At 42.8% G+C, this 17,426-nt stretch carries 16 protein-coding genes; all 16 read right to left on the reverse strand.

Going from position 1 to position 17,426, the window contains the following annotated elements; all coding sequences use genetic code 11:
* Positions 1 to 6 precede the first annotated feature (6 nt).
* On the reverse strand, positions 7 to 276 hold the full coding sequence (locus ABR335_RS13065; protein WP_014095819.1) for an HPr family phosphocarrier protein: 270 nt from the start codon (positions 274 to 276) through the stop codon (positions 7 to 9).
* 199 nt (positions 277 to 475) lie between these two features.
* Positions 476 to 1,429 (reverse strand): DNA-binding protein WhiA, encoded by a 954-nt coding sequence (gene whiA / locus ABR335_RS13070; protein WP_014095820.1) that lies wholly within the window; start codon positions 1,427 to 1,429, stop codon positions 476 to 478.
* An 80-nt stretch (positions 1,430 to 1,509) separates the two neighbouring features.
* Positions 1,510 to 2,490 carry a gluconeogenesis factor YvcK family protein gene (locus ABR335_RS13075; RefSeq protein WP_014095821.1) on the reverse strand — a complete coding sequence of 327 codons (981 nt, stop codon included), beginning with the start codon at positions 2,488 to 2,490 and terminating at the stop codon, positions 1,510 to 1,512.
* Positions 2,487 to 3,377 (reverse strand): RNase adapter RapZ, encoded by an 891-nt coding sequence (gene rapZ, locus ABR335_RS13080; RefSeq protein ID WP_019721738.1) that lies wholly within the window; start codon positions 3,375 to 3,377, stop codon positions 2,487 to 2,489. The genes ABR335_RS13075 and rapZ overlap by 4 nt, the downstream gene beginning before the upstream one ends.
* Before the next feature lie 36 nt (positions 3,378 to 3,413).
* A complete protein-coding gene (locus ABR335_RS13085) occupies positions 3,414 to 3,872 on the reverse strand; it encodes an NUDIX hydrolase (protein ID WP_350346235.1) in 459 nt (152 codons plus the stop codon).
* A gap of 786 nt (positions 3,873 to 4,658) precedes the next feature.
* Positions 4,659 to 5,606: a thioredoxin-disulfide reductase gene (gene trxB, locus ABR335_RS13090; protein ID WP_014095825.1), complete on the reverse strand. Its 948-nt coding sequence runs from the start codon at positions 5,604 to 5,606 to the stop codon at positions 4,659 to 4,661.
* Positions 5,607 to 5,788: 182 nt separating this feature from the next.
* Complete coding sequence (locus ABR335_RS13095; RefSeq protein WP_014095826.1) at positions 5,789 to 7,300, reverse strand: tetratricopeptide repeat protein; 1,512 nt, start codon at positions 7,298 to 7,300, stop codon at positions 5,789 to 5,791.
* Between the two features lie 99 nt (positions 7,301 to 7,399).
* Positions 7,400 to 7,915 (reverse strand): acyltransferase, encoded by a 516-nt coding sequence (locus ABR335_RS13100; protein ID WP_014095827.1) that lies wholly within the window; start codon positions 7,913 to 7,915, stop codon positions 7,400 to 7,402.
* A complete protein-coding gene (ppaX, locus tag ABR335_RS13105) occupies positions 7,912 to 8,565 on the reverse strand; it encodes a pyrophosphatase PpaX (protein ID WP_014095828.1) in 654 nt (217 codons plus the stop codon). Before ppaX ends, ABR335_RS13100 begins: the two co-directional genes overlap by 4 nt.
* A gap of 95 nt (positions 8,566 to 8,660) precedes the next feature.
* Positions 8,661 to 9,476: a prolipoprotein diacylglyceryl transferase gene (gene lgt / locus ABR335_RS13110; protein ID WP_014095829.1), complete on the reverse strand. Its 816-nt coding sequence runs from the start codon at positions 9,474 to 9,476 to the stop codon at positions 8,661 to 8,663.
* 63 nt (positions 9,477 to 9,539) lie between these two features.
* A complete protein-coding gene (gene hprK / locus ABR335_RS13115) occupies positions 9,540 to 10,493 on the reverse strand; it encodes an HPr(Ser) kinase/phosphatase (protein WP_014095830.1) in 954 nt (317 codons plus the stop codon).
* 404 nt (positions 10,494 to 10,897) lie between these two features.
* Complete coding sequence (locus tag ABR335_RS13120) at positions 10,898 to 11,242, reverse strand: phage holin family protein (RefSeq protein WP_014095831.1); 345 nt, start codon at positions 11,240 to 11,242, stop codon at positions 10,898 to 10,900.
* 124 nt (positions 11,243 to 11,366) lie between these two features.
* Positions 11,367 to 12,512, reverse strand: coding sequence for a DUF4097 family beta strand repeat-containing protein (locus ABR335_RS13125; protein ID WP_251459931.1), 1,146 nt, complete (start codon positions 12,510 to 12,512; stop codon positions 11,367 to 11,369).
* Positions 12,513 to 12,878: 366 nt separating this feature from the next.
* Positions 12,879 to 14,429, reverse strand: coding sequence for a glycosyltransferase family 2 protein (locus ABR335_RS13130; protein ID WP_157775932.1), 1,551 nt, complete (start codon positions 14,427 to 14,429; stop codon positions 12,879 to 12,881).
* Positions 14,430 to 14,475: 46 nt separating this feature from the next.
* Positions 14,476 to 15,279, reverse strand: a complete 804-nt coding sequence (locus ABR335_RS13135; RefSeq protein ID WP_019721732.1) for an ABC transporter permease — start codon at positions 15,277 to 15,279, stop codon at positions 14,476 to 14,478.
* Positions 15,276 to 17,423 carry a CDP-glycerol glycerophosphotransferase family protein gene (locus ABR335_RS13140; RefSeq protein WP_350346236.1) on the reverse strand — a complete coding sequence of 716 codons (2,148 nt, stop codon included), beginning with the start codon at positions 17,421 to 17,423 and terminating at the stop codon, positions 15,276 to 15,278. Before ABR335_RS13140 ends, ABR335_RS13135 begins: the two co-directional genes overlap by 4 nt.
* Between the last annotated feature and the right edge of the window lie 3 nt (positions 17,424 to 17,426).

A 17,426-nucleotide genomic window follows, 5' to 3' on the forward strand; every position in this document is an offset into this window, starting at 1 on the left:
CTTACATTAGGACGGAAGTTTTTCTTTTCCTTCAATATAGTTTGCCAAATGTTCAAATGCTTCTTCTTCATCACTCCCGTCCACGCTCAGCGTAACAGTTTCTCCATGGCCTGCGGCAAGGGTCATCAGCCCCATAATGCTTTTTGCATTCACCTTTCTTCCTTCTTTTTCAAGAAAAATTTCCGATGAAAAGCGGGTGGCTTCCTGGACAAATTGGGCTGCAGGACGCGCTTGCAAACCGGATTTTAATTTCACTTCCAATTGTTTTTCGATCACGATAACCCTCTCCTTTCAAGTAGCAGGATAGGGGCGCTGCCAATACGCCCCCCATCTTTGTACTTTTTAAACCTATTCATCTTAGATAAGTTGAATTTTAACATAACTACTTCTTTACATGTTATGAGAAGCCATGTCTTATCCTGCTCGTAATTTGCGCGAAAAACTAAAGCTTATAATATATAGATGTTGGTACCCATTATGAATTTTTATTGACAGGCCCGTTTGCCCGCAGTTTCTCGGCAATTTCATCGATTTTGCGGAGCCGGTGATTGATGCCGGATTTGCTAATATGCCCGCCGGACACCATTTCGCCGAGTTCCTTCAAAGTCACATCCTGGTGGTTCACGCGCAATACTGCAATCTCGCGCAGTTTCTCCGGCAGTGCATCAAGGCCGACCGTTTCTTCAATATAGCGAATGTTTTCCACTTGACGGAGGGCGGCTCCGATCGTTTTATTCAAATTGGCCGTTTCGCAATTGACGAGCCGGTTGACGGAATTGCGCATATCCCGAACAATCCGGACATCTTCAAACCGGAGCAGGGCATGATGGGCACCGATAATATTGAGAAACTCCGTAATCTTTTCCGCTTCTTTTAAATACGTAATATAGCCCTTTTTTCTTTCAAGCGTCTTGCTGTTTAAATGAAACCCGTTCATCAGGCGGCATAGCGCATCGTTGTGCTCTTTGTATTGGGAGGAAATTTCCAGATGATAAGAGGAAGTTTCCGGATTGTTAACGGATCCGCCCGCCAGAAAAGCCCCACGCAAATAGGAACGTTTGCAGCACTTTTTCTTCAGCAGTTCCGGGGAAATGTTCCGGGTAAAGGTAAAATGTTCACCGAGAATATGCAAATCTTCCAATATTTCTTTTGCCCGGGCCTTTAGCCTGACAATGTAGACATTGTTTTTTTTCAGGCGCATTTTTTTCCTGACTAATAATTCCACCGGGACGTCATATAATCTTTTTACAAGGACGTAAATTCGCCTAGCAATGGCGGCATTTTCCGTCTGCACATTGACAACCAGCACCTTGTTGGAAAAAGATAAAGATCCGTTCATCCGGATCAGTGCCGATAATTCGGATCTCACGCAGCAATCTTTTACTGCTAAATTGGTCAGCTCTTTTTTGATCTCTGATGCAAATGACATCCTCCAGGCCCCTCCCTTGGCAAAATTTAGAGCTATGCGAAAAAATGCACATGAAAAGGGGATGTTCCACCTTTATCCTTTCACCGGGCACTGGAGCGTGAAAGCCATTGCTGCTTTTTCAAAATATCATAAAGGATTTCGGCAACTTTTTCCGTATCGTGGCGGATGACCCCGCCTTTATACGTTAAAATATTTCCCGAAACCACCTCCAGGCCGAGCCCCATTAAACGCTTCACGTCGTATACAACAGGCTGTGCCAACTCCTTGCGATACCGGTGCATAATCGGTTCCGGCACATCTTCATCATTAACGAGGATCGTATCAATACAGGCACTACCCATATGGTTGAAAATCGCCTGCACATGATCCGCGGCAGTATAATGATTCGTCTCGCCCGCCTGCGTCATCAAATTGCATACATACACTTTTTTCGCATTTGCCTGGCATACTGCTTCTCCAAGACCTGGCACCATTAAATTCGGCAAAATACTTGTATAAAGGCTGCCTGGGCCGATCACGATCAAGTCAGCTTCCTGAATGGCCGTTAATGTTTCCGGAAGCGGCTGAATGACTTCTGGGGTCAAAAACACCCTTTTGATTTTTTTGCCGGCACACGGAATTTTGGATTCTCCGGAAACGATCGATCCGTCTTCCATTTCGGCGTGCAACACGACACTTTGGTTGGCGGATGGTAAAACCTGCCCCCGTACATTCAGGACTTTGCTCAGTTCCTTTACGGCGTGCACAAAATCTCCAGTTATCGAAGTGAGCGCCGCAATAATCAGATTGCCAAGCGAATGCCCGGAAAGTTCATCGCCGGTTTCAAAGCGGTGCTGGAACATTTTTTCAAGCAGCGGCTCCACATCGGATAAAGCCGCAAGCACATTGCGGATGTCCCCCGGTGAAGGAATGTCCATTTCATTGCGGATTCTTCCGGAACTCCCGCCGTCATCTGCAACAGTTACAATGGCACTGATCTCAACCGGGTATTTTTTCAGCCCCCGCAAAAGCACGGGAAGCCCCGTCCCGCCTCCGATCAGTACAATTTTCGGATGCCTCATGGCTTACGCTCCTCTTTTCTTTTAATATCACGGTGAGAAATCGTTGTATGATAGTCTTTTTCAAAAAAATGGCCGATATACTCGGCAAGCGCGACAGAACGGTGCTGGCCGCCCGTGCACCCGATGCCGATCACCAGCTGGCTTTTCCCTTCCCGTTTGTAATGCGGGAGCATAAAAGCAAGCAAATCGGTCAGCTTTTCAAGAAATTTTTGCGTTTCATTCCATTTTAAAACGTAAGTGTATACCTCTTCGTCCAGTCCGGTTTTCTGGCGCATATGTTCAATGTAGAACGGATTCGGCAAAAACCGGACATCAAAAACAAGATCGCAGTCAATCGGAATGCCGTTTTTGAAGCCGAACGACAGGACATTGACCGTGAAAACCGACTGCTTATTCGCCGAAAACTCCAACACGATTTTTTCGCGGAGTTCGCGCGGTTTTAAATTGGATGTGTTGAGAATAAGCTGCGCGCGCCCTTTCAGCTCCTCGAGGATTTTTCTTTCCTGCTGTATCCCTTCGAGCGGCGTCCCATCCGGCGAAAGCGGATGGGACCGGCGCGTTTCTTTATACCTGCGCACGAGCACAGAATCATCCGCATCCAAAAATAAAATGGTGGGCGTAACCCACGAAGACTTGTCAAGTTCATCCAGTGCCCGGAACAAGTCATCAAAGAATTCACGGCCGCGCAAATCCATTACAAGCGCGACTTTATTCATTTTATTACTGGCATCTTTCATCAGTTCCAGAAATTTTGGCAAAAGCGTCGGCGGCAAATTATCGACACAGAAAAACCCGAGATCCTCCAGGCTTTGGATCGCAACCGTTTTTCCGGCCCCGCTCATGCCGGTAATGATGACAAACTGCATTTGATTTCCTTCTAAACCCATTCTTTTTCCCCCTGACGGAAAATTTAGCATGGCGTTTCAGCTTGGATCGAGCCTGTATGAAAGCAATTCAAAGTCGGGCGTGTACGTAAACTGGCCGTAGATGATGCCGCTTCCGTGGACCATATATTCCAAAATATGGGTATCTCCCGCCGCCATCGGCAAGTTTTTAATTTCATCAATAGCATGCCACTGCAAAATTCCTTCAGCAGATTGCTCGAAGTTTTTGCCGTCGCCGTCTGTTGCGACAAACGTAAACATCATCCATTCAGACACGGGTTTATCCCTGTCTTTGATGACAATCGTGAAAACGCCCTTTAAATCAGGGTGTTTTAAATAAATGCCAGTTTCTTCGCGGTATTCGCGAATCACGGCTTCACGGACCGTTTCTCCTTGCTCCATTTTCCCACCGGGTGCAACCCACCAGTTGCGCCGCGGCTTTTGCAGCAATAAAACCTGTCCGTCTTTGATGAATACACAATTTGTTATTCTTTGCAAAGGAGTCACCTCATATCTGAACCGGAATGATGCGGACAAATCCGCATCTATTCAACCGATGGATAAACCTTTCCCGTGCGTAAAACCATGTACCTTTTTATTATACTATTAATGAAATGGTTGAACAATGAATGCACCTGCCCCGTTTGTGTCAAGTTTTCCCCAATCGTGAAAATCGCATGGGTGAGGACAAGTCCGTGGCTCCTGAACTTTGATTTGTCTTTCACCGGGCAGATGAAGGACAAATGGCTGGCAGCTGCGCTTTGTTTTGTCTTTCATTATGCCGGTGAAGGACAGAATACTGGCAGCCATCTTATAAAATGTCTTTCATCGGGGTGATGAAGGACAAATCGATACCCGTCATACCTTGTTTTGTCTTTCATCGCATCGATGAGGGACAAATGGCAAGCAGTCGCGCTTTGTTTTGTCTTTCATCAAACCGGTGAAGGACAAATAGGCGCCCGCCACCCTTTAAAATGTCTTTCATCTCCCGTATAAACGAGCCAGCGCATTTATCAGCCGGAAAAAGCAGCGCAATATCCCGCACCGCAATTTTTGCGCAAAAAAAGAGCACAGGATTTTCCTGTGCCTGGGAGATAGGTTCCTTGAACCGCTTATAGCCGGAGCCATAAGTGTTCTTGGTTCAAACATATAAAAAAGGGGGTCAATTTATATTTACATCATACCGCAAGTTTATTTCATGCGGGTTACAAACACGTTAAAACCACTTGACGTTTTCCCTGTTTTTAGCAAAATGCCGAGGATGCACGCCTTTTTATCCAGCAATCAACCGGCTTTCATGGCTTCTTTCACTTCTTCTACATAATGCTGGGCGTTTTGTGCGGCAATGCTGCCGTCGCCCGTTGCCGTGACGATTTGGCGGAGCGTTTTTTCACGGACATCGCCGGCTGCAAAAATGCCCGGAATTTTCGTTTCCATTTCCTCATTCGTCAAAATATAACCGGCTTCATTCGTAATGCCCAGGTTTTCAAAAGGCTTGGTCAAAGGCACCATGCCAATATAAATGAAAACGCCGTCCGTTTTAAATGGTTTTTCTGATCCGTCCACAGTCGAAACGAGCGTCACAGCGCCGACTTTTCCGTTTTCTTCATGGATTTCTTTCACCGTATGATTCCAGATAAAGTCAATTTTTTCATTTTTAAAAGCCCGGTCCTGCAGGATTTTTTGCGCCCGCAGCTGATCACGCCGGTGCACAATCGTCACTTTATTGGCAAAGCGCGTCAGGTAATTTCCCTCTTCAACAGCCGAGTCACCGCCGCCAACGACAACGAGATCTTTTCCTTTGAAGAAAGCGCCGTCGCACACTGCACAATAAGAAACGCCGCGGCCGCCCAGTTCGTTTTCGCCTTTGACACCGAGTTTCTTATATTGGGCGCCCGTTGCGATAATCACAGCAAGCGCTTTGTATGCTTTTGCGCCTGCTTTGACAATTTTATAATCCCCGTCTATCTCAATGCCTTTAATATCGCCGTATGCATACTCGGCACCGAACTTTTTGGCATGCTCAAACATTTTATTTGATAGCTCCGGACCGAGAATCGATTCATAACCCGGATAGTTTTCCACTTCTTCCGTGTTGACCATCTGGCCTCCTGGAACGCCACGCTCGATCATCAAGGTTTTCAAGTCTGACCGCGATGCATAAACGGCAGCTGTCATCCCGGCAGGCCCCGCCCCGATAATGATCACATCATAAATTTGTTCTTCACTCATCGTTTGTACCACTCCTTATTGAAAGGCCGCGGCCGGGAAACCGCAGGCCGCCTGTTTTCATCGTTCCACAAAGATGCAATTCCATACGATTTTTTTGAAAAAAACCCACTCTCTTTTATGCAGTGGGGTTTTCTTTCATTCTCTATAGTAAAGGAATATTGGTTTATCGTCTATTTTTGTGCTTAAAGGAGCGATTTGATCCGGTTTGCGTATTTCCTTAATGTGGAGACGGAAATCCGGTACTCCCTTGCGATTGCCTGTTGGGATACTTTATCGCCTTTTTGGTGATGCCACAAGTAATCGATAGCGGCGGCAAAACCGGACTCATTTTGAAACCGTTCCCCGCGTTTCAGACCGGTTAAAAAAATCGAAAACCAGGCGAGCATTAAGTTCGTATAGCCCGGAAACATCGGACCGTAATGGCTGTGGAGGATACATGCAATATTGTGGCCGCGCACAAACACCTCATCCGGGTCAAACGATTCGCGAATATCCGACTCCAGCACATGGGCGAGATAAATTTTTTCGGTCAGCGTAAAATCGTCAAGCGGTTTAAAATCCGGATGCGATACGATATCCGAACGATTGGAAGACAATCCGATCATGAAAATTCCGAAGAACCGCTCGGGCAACTCCGTGCTGTTCAACCTGTCCAAAATAAACTGGACATTTTTCTCGTTCATTTTCTTTTCCATTTCCCGGTTCCATGGTTCGCAGCCTTTTTTCTCCGGATTCAGTTCCACAAGCTGCTCCCAGGCGGCTTCTGCTGCCTGTTGCCGGTTCGTATGGTAAGCCGCCCGCGAAAGCCAGTAGTAAAACGAAGCATCCCCGTCAAATCCAACTTTTTTCAACCGGTTCAGCCAAAGGTACGCCTCTTCATAGCGCCCGACAATTGCAAATGTTGCACCGAGTTTATATTGATGGTCCAGTAACACCGGCCGAACTTTTTCAAGGCCGCGTAAAATCTGTTCCAGCTTTTCGTCATCGCGTTTATGGTAGTAAAAAACCGCTAAATTGCAAAGTGCATGAAGGTTGCCAGGGTTCTTTTCGAGCAAATCCATCAGTACCTCGACCGCTTTTTCCGTCTGGCCAAGGTAAAAACACGCAAGCGCCATGTTGTTGTAGGCAGACCAGAAATCGGGGTATTTCTTGATCAGTTTATGCAACTCCGAAAGCGCCGTATCGAAATGTCCCGCTTCGAGATACCGCCTTGCTTCCTCTTGTCTGGCCATGAGTTCGTCCTGTTCATACGAAATAGCGCCCGTTTCGTCCTCTTCTTCCAAATCAAGCACATAAATGAGTTCTTCTGCTTCTTCCCTGTACTCGCCAAACGGGTCCAGTTCAAGATATTTTCGCGCATGGTATAAAGCTTCGTTAAAAAATCCGAGATCCGCATAATTATTGGCAATAAAATAATGGCATTCGACCATGCCGGGATCGAGTTTTGCTAAAATATGGCGAAAAATGTCAATCGCCTTCCGAAACGCTTCACAATGGGTATAAATGATCGCAAGCTGGCAGGCGATGACCGGATCATACGGGTCAAGCTGGGCAGCGCGCTGCATATATTTCAATGCCTTTTTGATGTCATGGCGGTCATAAGCCTGGACACCTTTATTAAAATAGTATTCTCCCGTTGGTACAAAAGACAGCACATTGTCATGTTCCTGCCTTAATTTGGAATCTTTGCTCATGTTGTTCCCTCACAAACAAGTAACATTCATCGTTTCTTGTAGTATAACATACAATTGGAAAGCCTTTAACCTTTTGGGATAAAGTAATTCTTCCCTTTTTTATCGTTTTGTTTGTTCCGGGTCTTTCTTTTCGCTACTTTTCTGCCTGATTTGAAGCGGATTCCCGCAAGCAAAGGCACCAGCCGGCACATCTTTATGGACGACAGAACCGGCGGCCACCACCGCCCTGTCTCCGATCGTTACACCTGGAAGGATCGTCGTGTTCGCCCCGATCATCACATCATCGCCAATCACAACTTCACCGATTCGGTATTCATCAATCAAATATTCATGCGCGAGAATGGTCGTATGATAGCCGATCACGCAATTTTTGCCGACTGTGATCATCTCCGGGAACAGAATATCGACAAGCGCTTTGTAGGCAAAAGCCGTCCTGTCCCCGACTTTCATGTGCAAAAAGATGCGGTACATTTGGTTTTTAAGACGCAAAAACGGAAGAAAGCGCGCAATTTCAATGACAAGCACGTTTTTAAAAACTTTCCAGAATGAAACGGTTTTATAAATTTGCCAAAGGGCATTCGATCCTTTAACCGGATACCGCTTTGTATTTCTCATTTCACATGGACCCCGACAATTTCAGCAAGATCCGTCATCGTTTCGAGCATAAAATCCGGGTTGTATTGCTCGAGAAAAGCGCGCCCTTTTGCCGACCATGCCACACCGGCCGAAAAGGTGCCGGCATTTTTCCCCGCTTCGATATCATGGTAATTGTCGCCGATCATCATCGCTTCTTCCGGCTTTGAACCGAGAAGGCGGAGCGCTTTTTGAACAGGCTCCGGATCCGGTTTGGCCTTTTTGACATCATCAAGCGCCACAATCACATCAAAAAACGGGTCCAGTTTTGCCAGTTTCAGTCCTTTCTTGATCGTGTCCTTCATTTTTGTTGAAACAATTCCGAGCTTAAAGCGGTGTTCCTTGAGCATTTTAATCGTGTCATATACGCCCGGAAATTCCTTTACAAGCGCATCATGCTGCTGAATATTATACGTCCGGTATTTGGCGGTCATTTCTTCCGCCCGTTCCGGATCGATCGATAGAAACGTGTCGATTAAAGGCGGGCCGTTAAAAATGAGCACGTCCTCGCGGCTGTAACGGCCCGGATAGTACGCATTGAGCGTATACAAAAAGGACTGGATAATCAATTCGTTCGTGTCAATTAAAGTGCCGTCAAAGTCAAACAACAATGTCGTAATCCGGTTTTTCAATCTGCTTCCCTCTTTCTTTTCCTGGCTCCGTTTGGCCGGAAAGCCTGTTTGCCTCTCTGAAACGGGCTGAACCATCCGGAAAAATTAAGCCTTTTTCACTCTTCATCGTATCGTTTGGCCGATAAGCCTGTTTTTCTGCGGTAAAACCAGAGAAGAAGCGCGCAAACAATCAGGATGAAGGATACAACTTGCGCCATGCGGATATGCGCAGTCAACATCAGGCTGTCCGTCCGCAAACCTTCGATAAAAAACCGGCCGATCGAGTACCAGATAAGATAGGTTAGAAAAATTTCGCCCCTGTGCATCGCCGCCCGCCTTCTCAACAAAAGCAAAAAGATGAAACCTGCAAGATCCCAAAGTGATTCGTATAAAAATGTTGGCTGGTAATAAGTGCCGTTTATGTACATTTGATTAATGATCCAGTCCGGGAGATGCAAGTTCTCGAGAAAAGCCCTGGACACAGCCCGGCCATGCGCCTCCTGATTCATAAAATTGCCCCAGCGCCCGATCGCCTGCCCTAAAATCAGGCTCGGCGCAACGATATCCGCAATTTTCCAGAAAGAAACGCCCTTTGCACGTGTAAAAAGAATGGCGGTGACCACCGCCCCAATTAGCGCGCCGTGAATGGCAATGCCGCCATTCCAAATTTTAATGATTTCACTTGTATGTTGGGCATAATACTCCCATTCAAACAGGACATAGTAAATGCGGGCGCAAATAATGGAAACCGGAATCGCCCAAATGCATAAATCGGCAATGATATTTTGGTCAACCGAAAGCCGGTCAGCTTCCCGCATCGCAAGGGCAAGACCCAAAAGAATGCCGCAGCCGATAATGATTCCGTACCAGTGCACACTAAACCCGCCTAAATGAAACGCAATCGGATTCAGCGGGGTAATATTCGAATCCATTTTTCACAACCACTCCTTCTTTTCCGCGCCGTAAAGGCCAGCCTAAAATACAGCCGGCCATTTTTACGGTTCGTTCTTTTCTTCTTCCGTTCCCTGCTCGTGTTCTTCGATGACGTTTGCGAGCTTGGCCGTAAATTGCCGCGCCGCATTGACGCCCATATTTTTCAGACGGTAATTCATCGCCGCCACTTCGATGATAATGGCAAGGTTCCGCCCCGGCCGTACCGGTACCGTCATCTTTGTAATTTCGGTATCAAGGATTTTGACTTTTTCCTCATCCAGCCCGAGCCGGTCATATTGCTTATGCTCGTCCCACAGCTCGAGATTGGCGATCATGGTAATTTTTTTATGGCTCCGGACCGCGCCAGCGCCAAACAGCGTCATAACATTTATAATGCCAAGGCCGCGGATTTCAAGCAAATGCTCGATCAATTCCGGCGCATGCCCGATCAGAGACCCTTCTTCTTCCTGGACAATCTCCACGCAGTCATCCGCGACAAGGCGGTGCCCCCTTTTGACAAGTTCAAGCGCTGTTTCGCTTTTTCCGACCCCGCTCTTGCCGGTGATCAGAACGCCGACCCCGTACACATCTACAAGCACACCATGGATGGCTGTTGCCGGGGCGAGCTTATATTCCAAATAATTGGTTAAGCGGCTTGAAAACCGGGTTGTTTTCATCGGGGTCCGCATCACAGGGATCGATTTTTCTTCGGAAGCTTCTATTAACTCATCTGGCACTTCCAAATTTCGTGATATCACGATGCCCGGTGTAATATCGCTGCATAAGTTGTCCATCCTGCTTTTCCGTTCTTCCGGCGAGAGCCTCTTGCTGAAGGTGATTTCCGTCATCCCGAGCAGCTGGATCCGGTCGGCTGGATAATAATCGAAAAATCCCGTCATCTCGAGCCCCGGTCTTGAAATATCGCTTGTGGTAATCGGGCGATGGATGCCCTCTTCCCCACTGATCAATTCCAGATTAAAATGTTTAATCATATCTGCTACGCGCACCTTTGCCACTGTAATTCCTCCTGTTAAGTCCGGATAAAAACCACCGGAACGGCTTGTTGATGATTCAAAGGCTTCTTATTATTTTATCATTTCCCAAAGGGCCCGTTCCACCCTTTTCAACCAAAAATCATCCTGTGCCGTGTAAAACTGCGTTAAAGCGGTTCAGGGCCTAATGGCAAATCAGAGCGGACGCTGCTTTTCTCCTTTTCCAAAAGGACGATGCTATAAATGAACGAAAAGTCGCCACCCTGTTACTTCTTTTGAGATAAATGCCGTGTGGTGCATTTTTCATTTTAAAAATAGTTTGGCTGCCTGAAAATGATTTACCCTATATCCATCGGGCCATGGCATGAAAAAACGGCGGGTTTTCGCCGCCGTTTTTTCAAAGCTCCGGTGTCGGGCCGCCGCCTGTCTTATTTTCGGAATACGGTTTCCTGTAAAATTAAGTTTACGATCGCCATGATGATCGCAACGAAAAGCGCCATGCCGAAGCTGTCAATTTCAAAGCTTGCACCCATCAGTTCATCCGTCAGCACGAGTGTAATGGCGTTAATGACGAGCAAAAAGATGCCCAGCGTGAGAATTGTGATCGGCAATGTAAGCAGAATCAGGATCGGCCGTACCAGAATATTTAAAATGGACAAGACGAGACTTGACATAACGGCAGCCCCAATATTTTCGACATAAAAGCCATGAAAATAGCCGGAAAGTGCAATAAATAACACCGCATTGATCAAAATTCCAAGTAACCAGCGCATGATCATCAAACCTTTTCTGTGTGGTTCTTTTTACAGTATATAACGGTACAGCAGTGGATTCCAGCAGCACAGCAGGTACGCATCTTTTTTTCGCGAAATTTCTGCTTTCTAGGCAAAAAAACGATTATGCTTCCGGGCTTTCTTCTTCCTCCGGCTTTTGTTCGTTGATCGTGATGGACCCCGTTTTCGCGTCGGCAAAAATATATAATGCGGACTCAGCGGTGCCTTTTCTGCTGAAGCGCGCCACTTTCTGAATCATTTCTTTTCGTTCTTCATATTTTTCCATGCCTTGAAGGTCAATTGCAAAGTTGCCGAAGTTGGTTTTTCCTTCCCCGTGTACGGAGATGTTTTCCGGGATGGCCATTTCAATGTTTCCGGAGACGGTCTTGCTGTGCAATGAATCGGCGCCCGGAGCCATTTTTACCGTAATATTGCCGTTAAATGCTTCAAAGTCTGACCGCCTGCACGCTCCGTTCCACCGGATGTCCCCGTTCATCGTCTGTACTTCAACTTGCCCGATTGTATTTCCGTCAAAATCAACGGTGCCGTTTCCCGTTTCGACTTCCGCCGTTTCCAAATCGGCATGTTCCACCAGTACTTTTCCGTGGAGTGTTTTCACTTTTAACTGGTCTACCTGAATGTCTTTCACCTGGACGTTTCCATTAAAAGTGCTCAACGTGATTTTCCGGTAGCGGGACGCCGGAACGTAAACGGCTGTATCCACTTTCATCCATTTGGATTGCGTAGAAAACACAAGCCTGCCGCCCTCCACCGAAAACGTGCTATTGTTCAGCAGAAAACTGCGGGCATCTTCCCTGTCATTGGTGCGGTACACTTTTGCCTGGCATTCCACCCGCACATCTTCCTGATCCCATTGTTTAAACGTTAAATGTCCGTTTGCGATATCTAATTCAATGGTATCGGTTTCCGGCAGGCTTTGCTGGAAAACATGGGAAACTTCGGCAGACTGGCCCAGCTGGAGATCAAAGTCCTTTATTTTTTTCAGCGCGCCACCGACAAGATCAAACAGCTTTTCTTTCGTTTCATTAAAATTCCGGTCTGTATCGCGGAACTTTTTCTGCCCCGTATCGCTGCCAGCCTCTCCGTTGCCGCCGTTTGCAGCCTGTTCCCCGTGTTCTGCCGGATCCTCTTCCGCCGCCATTTGTCCCGCCTCTTCCCGGTCCAAAGCCTCCAACAGCATCAGCGCCTCATCCGTCGACAATTTCCCATCCTTCACCATATCCAAAATCCGTTTTCGTTTGTTTTCCATGGGGGGCCTCCTTATTTGTATATATAAAAGTGTATTACGAAAAGCAAGGATGGAAAGTTTCATCTTTCAAGCATTTGTAACATATTCGATCATAAGTTTATGTTCAAATTATTGTGTGCTAAAAAAGCCAAGATCATGTTATATTTCAATTTCATCCTTTATACTTTATATTCGACAAAAGCGTCCGAAATGCTTGTCAAACTTGGTATATTTGCTTATTCAGCAAGCCTTAAATAGTTTATTACAACAATTACCGTTATCAATGTTAAAAAAATGACCCCTATTTAATATAATAGGAATCATCTCCCAGCTGCTTAAACTTTTTTATTGTGTCATGGGGCCAGTTTATTGGAAGTCGCTTTTTAATCATTTTATTTTAAGGGCGATATTAGAGTTGACAGTTGTATAAAAAGAATAGTTTCTTCCTTCATAAGTAATTTTATTTTCATTAATTCTTCTTATATTTGTTTTTTCATAATCATTATATCGCAAATATATTGTAAAACTAGAAGTCGGAAGATTTTTTAATTCCTCCATACTCACCATCAGATGAGCAGTTCCGTTTTCGTCAATATCAATAGGATAATTTTTTTGGTAAAGCGCATTCTGTTTATCAACAAACAAAACATCTTTTACGTTGTCTACATAGTCCCCATAAACATTAAACATTAAATGGTAGTAATTGTCTTCAAAATAGTCTTTTTGAAAAACAGCGAGCATTGGAACTCTGATGAATTTATATTTTTCATCTTTTAAAGGAGAAACAACATAAGGAAGCTGGTTTCTAATTAATACATCTTTCACCTTCTCACCTTTTTCCCATTTGAACAATTTTTCAATATCGTCATATCGTCCTTCTTTAAAAAGTTCATACGCGACTTTGTTGATTGGTTTAAAAAAGTTTTCTGAAAAATCATACCTTAACTTTTTAGTTGTTTTTAATACGTCCCCAAATATTTTGAAATATATATTTTTATTTTTGCTCTTTAAAAAGTGATGCCTATTAAAGAGCCGAGTAATGGAATCGAATTCATATAATCGATTTAATATCATTTTTTCTTTTTCTACATCTAAACGTTTCTTGATAACATAATTGATTACCGCAATATTGCTCTCCATTTTCTCAGTAATATCCGTTTTTTTTGTTAAGGAATCATTATTTTCATCAAGCCTGTTTAGATAATAAATTGGCGTAGTCGTTGTAGAGATTGCTTTACAATTGATAAGAACATCTATAAAAAATTGTTTATCCTCTGCAAATCGCATTTCAGGGTATTTTATTTTATTTTCCTTTAATAACTTTGTTCTCATCATTCTGGCTCTTGGTCCCAAATGTTGAAAAATATGTGGAATTGAAAATGGAGAAACACTCCTTCTTTCCTCGCATGACTCATGTTCTCCTATTATTTTTATCCCCTTTGAATTCATTTCAATCGTTTTACCTACAATGTAGTCATCTCCTGTTTGTTCTAAAATATCATACAATACCTTTATACCATTTGGATCAAGCCAGTCATCAGCGTCTAAAAACGTTATATAATCTGCATTTGACAACTTTATCCCTAAATTTCTAGGCTGTGCAGGTGTGCCTGTATTTTTCTTTAAAAAAACAACTACAATGTTTGAATAATTTTCACTATATTCCAGTAAGATTTCCCTGGAATTATCGTTCGAACAATCATCTACTAGGATATACTCAATATTTTCAAAACCAATCGTTTGATCAATTACTGAATTAATTGTCTTTCTTAAATTCTTCTCCGCATTATAAACCGGCGTTACTACTGTAACCTTAGGATAAACATTAGTCTTCAAAAAGTATTTTTTATTTTTAACAAAATAACCTTCCCAGTTATACTTAATATTATTTTGTTTCTCGAAAATCTTCCTTTTTTCTAGCAATTGTTTTTCATCCACAACAATCCCAGCCTTTTTTAGATATTCCTTTTATCAAAAGGTTAAATTAAAGAAAGTCAACAAACCGGTTTCTAAATTTTACATGTAAGCTGCTGCCAATAATAAAAATAACAATGGTCATTCCCCAAAAATATAATGTATAGTGCCAATGATTAATAAAATACCACCCTTCATTTCCAAGTAATGAGGATCGATAACCTTCAATGACATAATAAAAAGGATTTAGCTTTAAAACTGCTTGTATTTTGGGAGAAAGCGTATTCGGATTCCACAATATCGGCGTGAGATAAATCATCATTCTCATAAGAGCCTGAACTATATTTTGTACATCCCTAACAATAGTTGATAAAGTAGAAGTAACAAGAGACAACCCAAATACAAAAATATAGACACTAATAAAGTAATAAGCTATACCAAAATAATAAATTGAAATCGTATACCCCTTTAAATTCAAGATCACAATAATAATCGCTAAAAGCATGAAATGCTGGTAGATCTTTGACAAAATTACATAACTGGGAATAGCACTTAGTGGAAAATTCATCTTAGCTACCATTTTAATTCTTGAATAAACAGATCTAGAACCCTGCATGACGGAAGGGTAAATAAAAAACCACACAGATATACCTGCAAGCAGCCATGGAATAAATTCAGGGCGAGGGTGCCCTCCTCTAATACCAAAACCAAATACAAACCAATATATAGATATTTGAATCATCGGGTTAATGATTTCCCATAAAACTCCCAGGTAATTACTTTTATTTTGGCTCCTCATTTCATAAGCCGACAATCTTAGGATCAGATAAAAACTACTTACTTGTTCCTTTATAACAGTAATAGCTGATTTCATAATTCTTTCCTTCCTAGAAAAACGCGATTTACCACTTTTTCAGATGATCTTTCGGATTCCAAATAACAAAATTGTTTATAAAAAGCTCCGAAAGTTTCCGGAAGTTTATAGTCGTTCGCATCAAGCTTTTTAATTTCATTAATGATTTCATCAGTTGTTTTTACTAATGGTCCTGGAGCGCTATTTTCAAAATCAAAATAGAACCCACGCAAATTGTCTCGATATTCCTCAATATCATAAACAAAAAAGATCATTGGCCGCTTTAGAATTGCATAGTCAAAAAACACGGATGAGTAATCTGTAATTAACAAATCGGCTATAAGGTATAGTTCTCGAATATCCTCATGATTTGAAAAATCGTAAGCAAACTCAGTATAAAGAGTTAGATCCAATTTACTGGCAACAAGATAGTGCATCCGCATCACAATGACGTATTGATCACCTAATTCTTCCTTAAGTTTTTCCAAATCTAATGGCAAATCAAACTTGTACTTACCCTTCCCGTAAAACTTATTATCTCTCCATGTCGGAGCATATAGAATGATTTTTTTATCTTCCGGGAGCCCATATTTAAGTTTAAGTGCCCTTATTTCTTCAGTGTGATTTTGTTTAAAAAGAAAATCGTTACGAGGATACCCCGTCTCAAGTATTTCCTTGTCAAAGCGGAATGCTCGTCTGAAAATTTCCGTAGAATAAGCATTTGGGGAAATAAGGTAGTCCCAACGGCTCGCTTCTTTAAGGAAATTACGTTTATATTTCTCAGTTGTTGTACCAGGCATATGAACTTCTTCCATATCGGCCGCTAGTTTTTTTAAAGGCGTTCCATGCCAGGTTTGAAGATAAACTGTATGGGCCGGTTTCGGTATCCAAAGCGGCATCCTGGTATTCACAACCCAGTATTTTGCTCTTGCCATTGCAAACAGCCATCTGATCGAAAGTCGTTTTACAACAACCAAATCCCTATTCTCAAAATTAAAAGAAAATCTCCTATCAACACTCCAATATAATTTAAATTCCGGATACTTTTCCTTCATATATTCATAAATCGCGCGAGGGTTATCGCTATACTGTTTTCCAAGAAAACTTTCGAACATAACGAGCTTTTTATTTGCCGGAAACATTCCAACAAATTTAAATGCAAACTGATATGCTCGTTTTGTATATCTGCTTTTCCTAATTTTCCGCAGTCTTCTCTTTATAATTAATTTCATATGAGTAGAAAAACGGTAATCATCTACAGAAATTGATAAAAACTTCTTTTTTTTTGTCCTAGTCACAAGCAGTTTTTTCTTTTGACCATTAAATTTTTTAATGTATTTTTTTCCTTTAGTAACTGGGCTGTCTGGGATAAACTTTAGACGTGCCGACTCTTTTACCTGTCCGTCTACATTTATTTTTAAATACGATTTATATCGGACTTTTCCCTCTCCTAAGAGAGCGATATCTTGAGCCTTTATTTCAACGTAAAAGCCCGCATGACTAAAATCCAACCCATGATGGCTATAACCTTCTGTTAAATCCGCACGCTCAATAAATTGAACCGGGTATTTAATTTCAATTCCCTGCCCAGCATTCTTTAAAATAAATTCTCTCTCTTCCAATCGGTCTTTTCCTGTTGGATCTACAACAAAACCGCTCAATGAAATTAGCCCTGTTTTATCAATGGACACTCTTTCAACTTTCGCAATTACTCCTGGATTCTTTATCCGAAACGAAACGTTTCTTTTATTCGTTGAATACGGCAAAAAAATTTTATTTTCTTGACGATTAACATAATGTAATAACTCAATATGCTGATTATTACTTCTCAATCTAAATTTGGAAGGTTCTACTGTTTCTTCATCTTCTTCCGTTTCCAGCTCTGTTATTTTCTCTTTTGTTATATATGCATCCCAAATATCGTCAGTAAGCACAAAATGATCAAGCTCATTTTTTTCTATTTTTGAACAAACTACACAAACTTCCTCACTTTTTGATAGTTCTTGTATGCTATATGTTTTTTTTAACCCTCTATAACGGCTAATGAGGGTAAGCTGCAGCGGAGACTGGTCTTCAACAATATGCAATGGAACATATATTTCAAGGAAATAATCATCATGCTGAAATTTTAGTTCTTTCAAAGTACATCTTTTTATTTCCACCATATG

The organism is Heyndrickxia faecalis, assembly GCF_040267745.1.
In the GTDB taxonomy this organism is placed as follows: domain Bacteria; phylum Bacillota; class Bacilli; order Bacillales; family Bacillaceae_C; genus Weizmannia; species Weizmannia faecalis.

Coding starts and splice junctions, on each gene's coding strand:
- whiA (WP_014095820.1), bottom strand. CDS start 1,429: ATGTCATTTGCATCAGAGATCAAAAAAGAGCTGACCAATTTAGCAGTA.
- ABR335_RS13095 (WP_014095826.1), bottom strand. CDS start 7,300: ATGAGCAAAGATTCCAAATTAAGGCAGGAACATGACAATGTGCTGTCT.
- ABR335_RS13140 (WP_350346236.1), bottom strand. CDS start 17,423: ATGGTGGAAATAAAAAGATGTACTTTGAAAGAACTAAAATTTCAGCAT.
- ABR335_RS13075 (WP_014095821.1), bottom strand. CDS start 2,490: ATGAGGCATCCGAAAATTGTACTGATCGGAGGCGGGACGGGGCTTCCC.
- ABR335_RS13135 (WP_019721732.1), bottom strand. CDS start 15,279: ATGAAATCAGCTATTACTGTTATAAAGGAACAAGTAAGTAGTTTTTAT.
- ABR335_RS13125 (WP_251459931.1), bottom strand. CDS start 12,512: ATGGAAAACAAACGAAAACGGATTTTGGATATGGTGAAGGATGGGAAA.
- ABR335_RS13100 (WP_014095827.1), bottom strand. CDS start 7,915: ATGAGAAATACAAAGCGGTATCCGGTTAAAGGATCGAATGCCCTTTGG.
- ABR335_RS13120 (WP_014095831.1), bottom strand. CDS start 11,242: ATGCGCTGGTTACTTGGAATTTTGATCAATGCGGTGTTATTTATTGCA.
- trxB (WP_014095825.1), bottom strand. CDS start 5,606: ATGAGTGAAGAACAAATTTATGATGTGATCATTATCGGGGCGGGGCCT.
- rapZ (WP_019721738.1), bottom strand. CDS start 3,377: ATGGGTTTAGAAGGAAATCAAATGCAGTTTGTCATCATTACCGGCATG.
- lgt (WP_014095829.1), bottom strand. CDS start 9,476: ATGGATTCGAATATTACCCCGCTGAATCCGATTGCGTTTCATTTAGGC.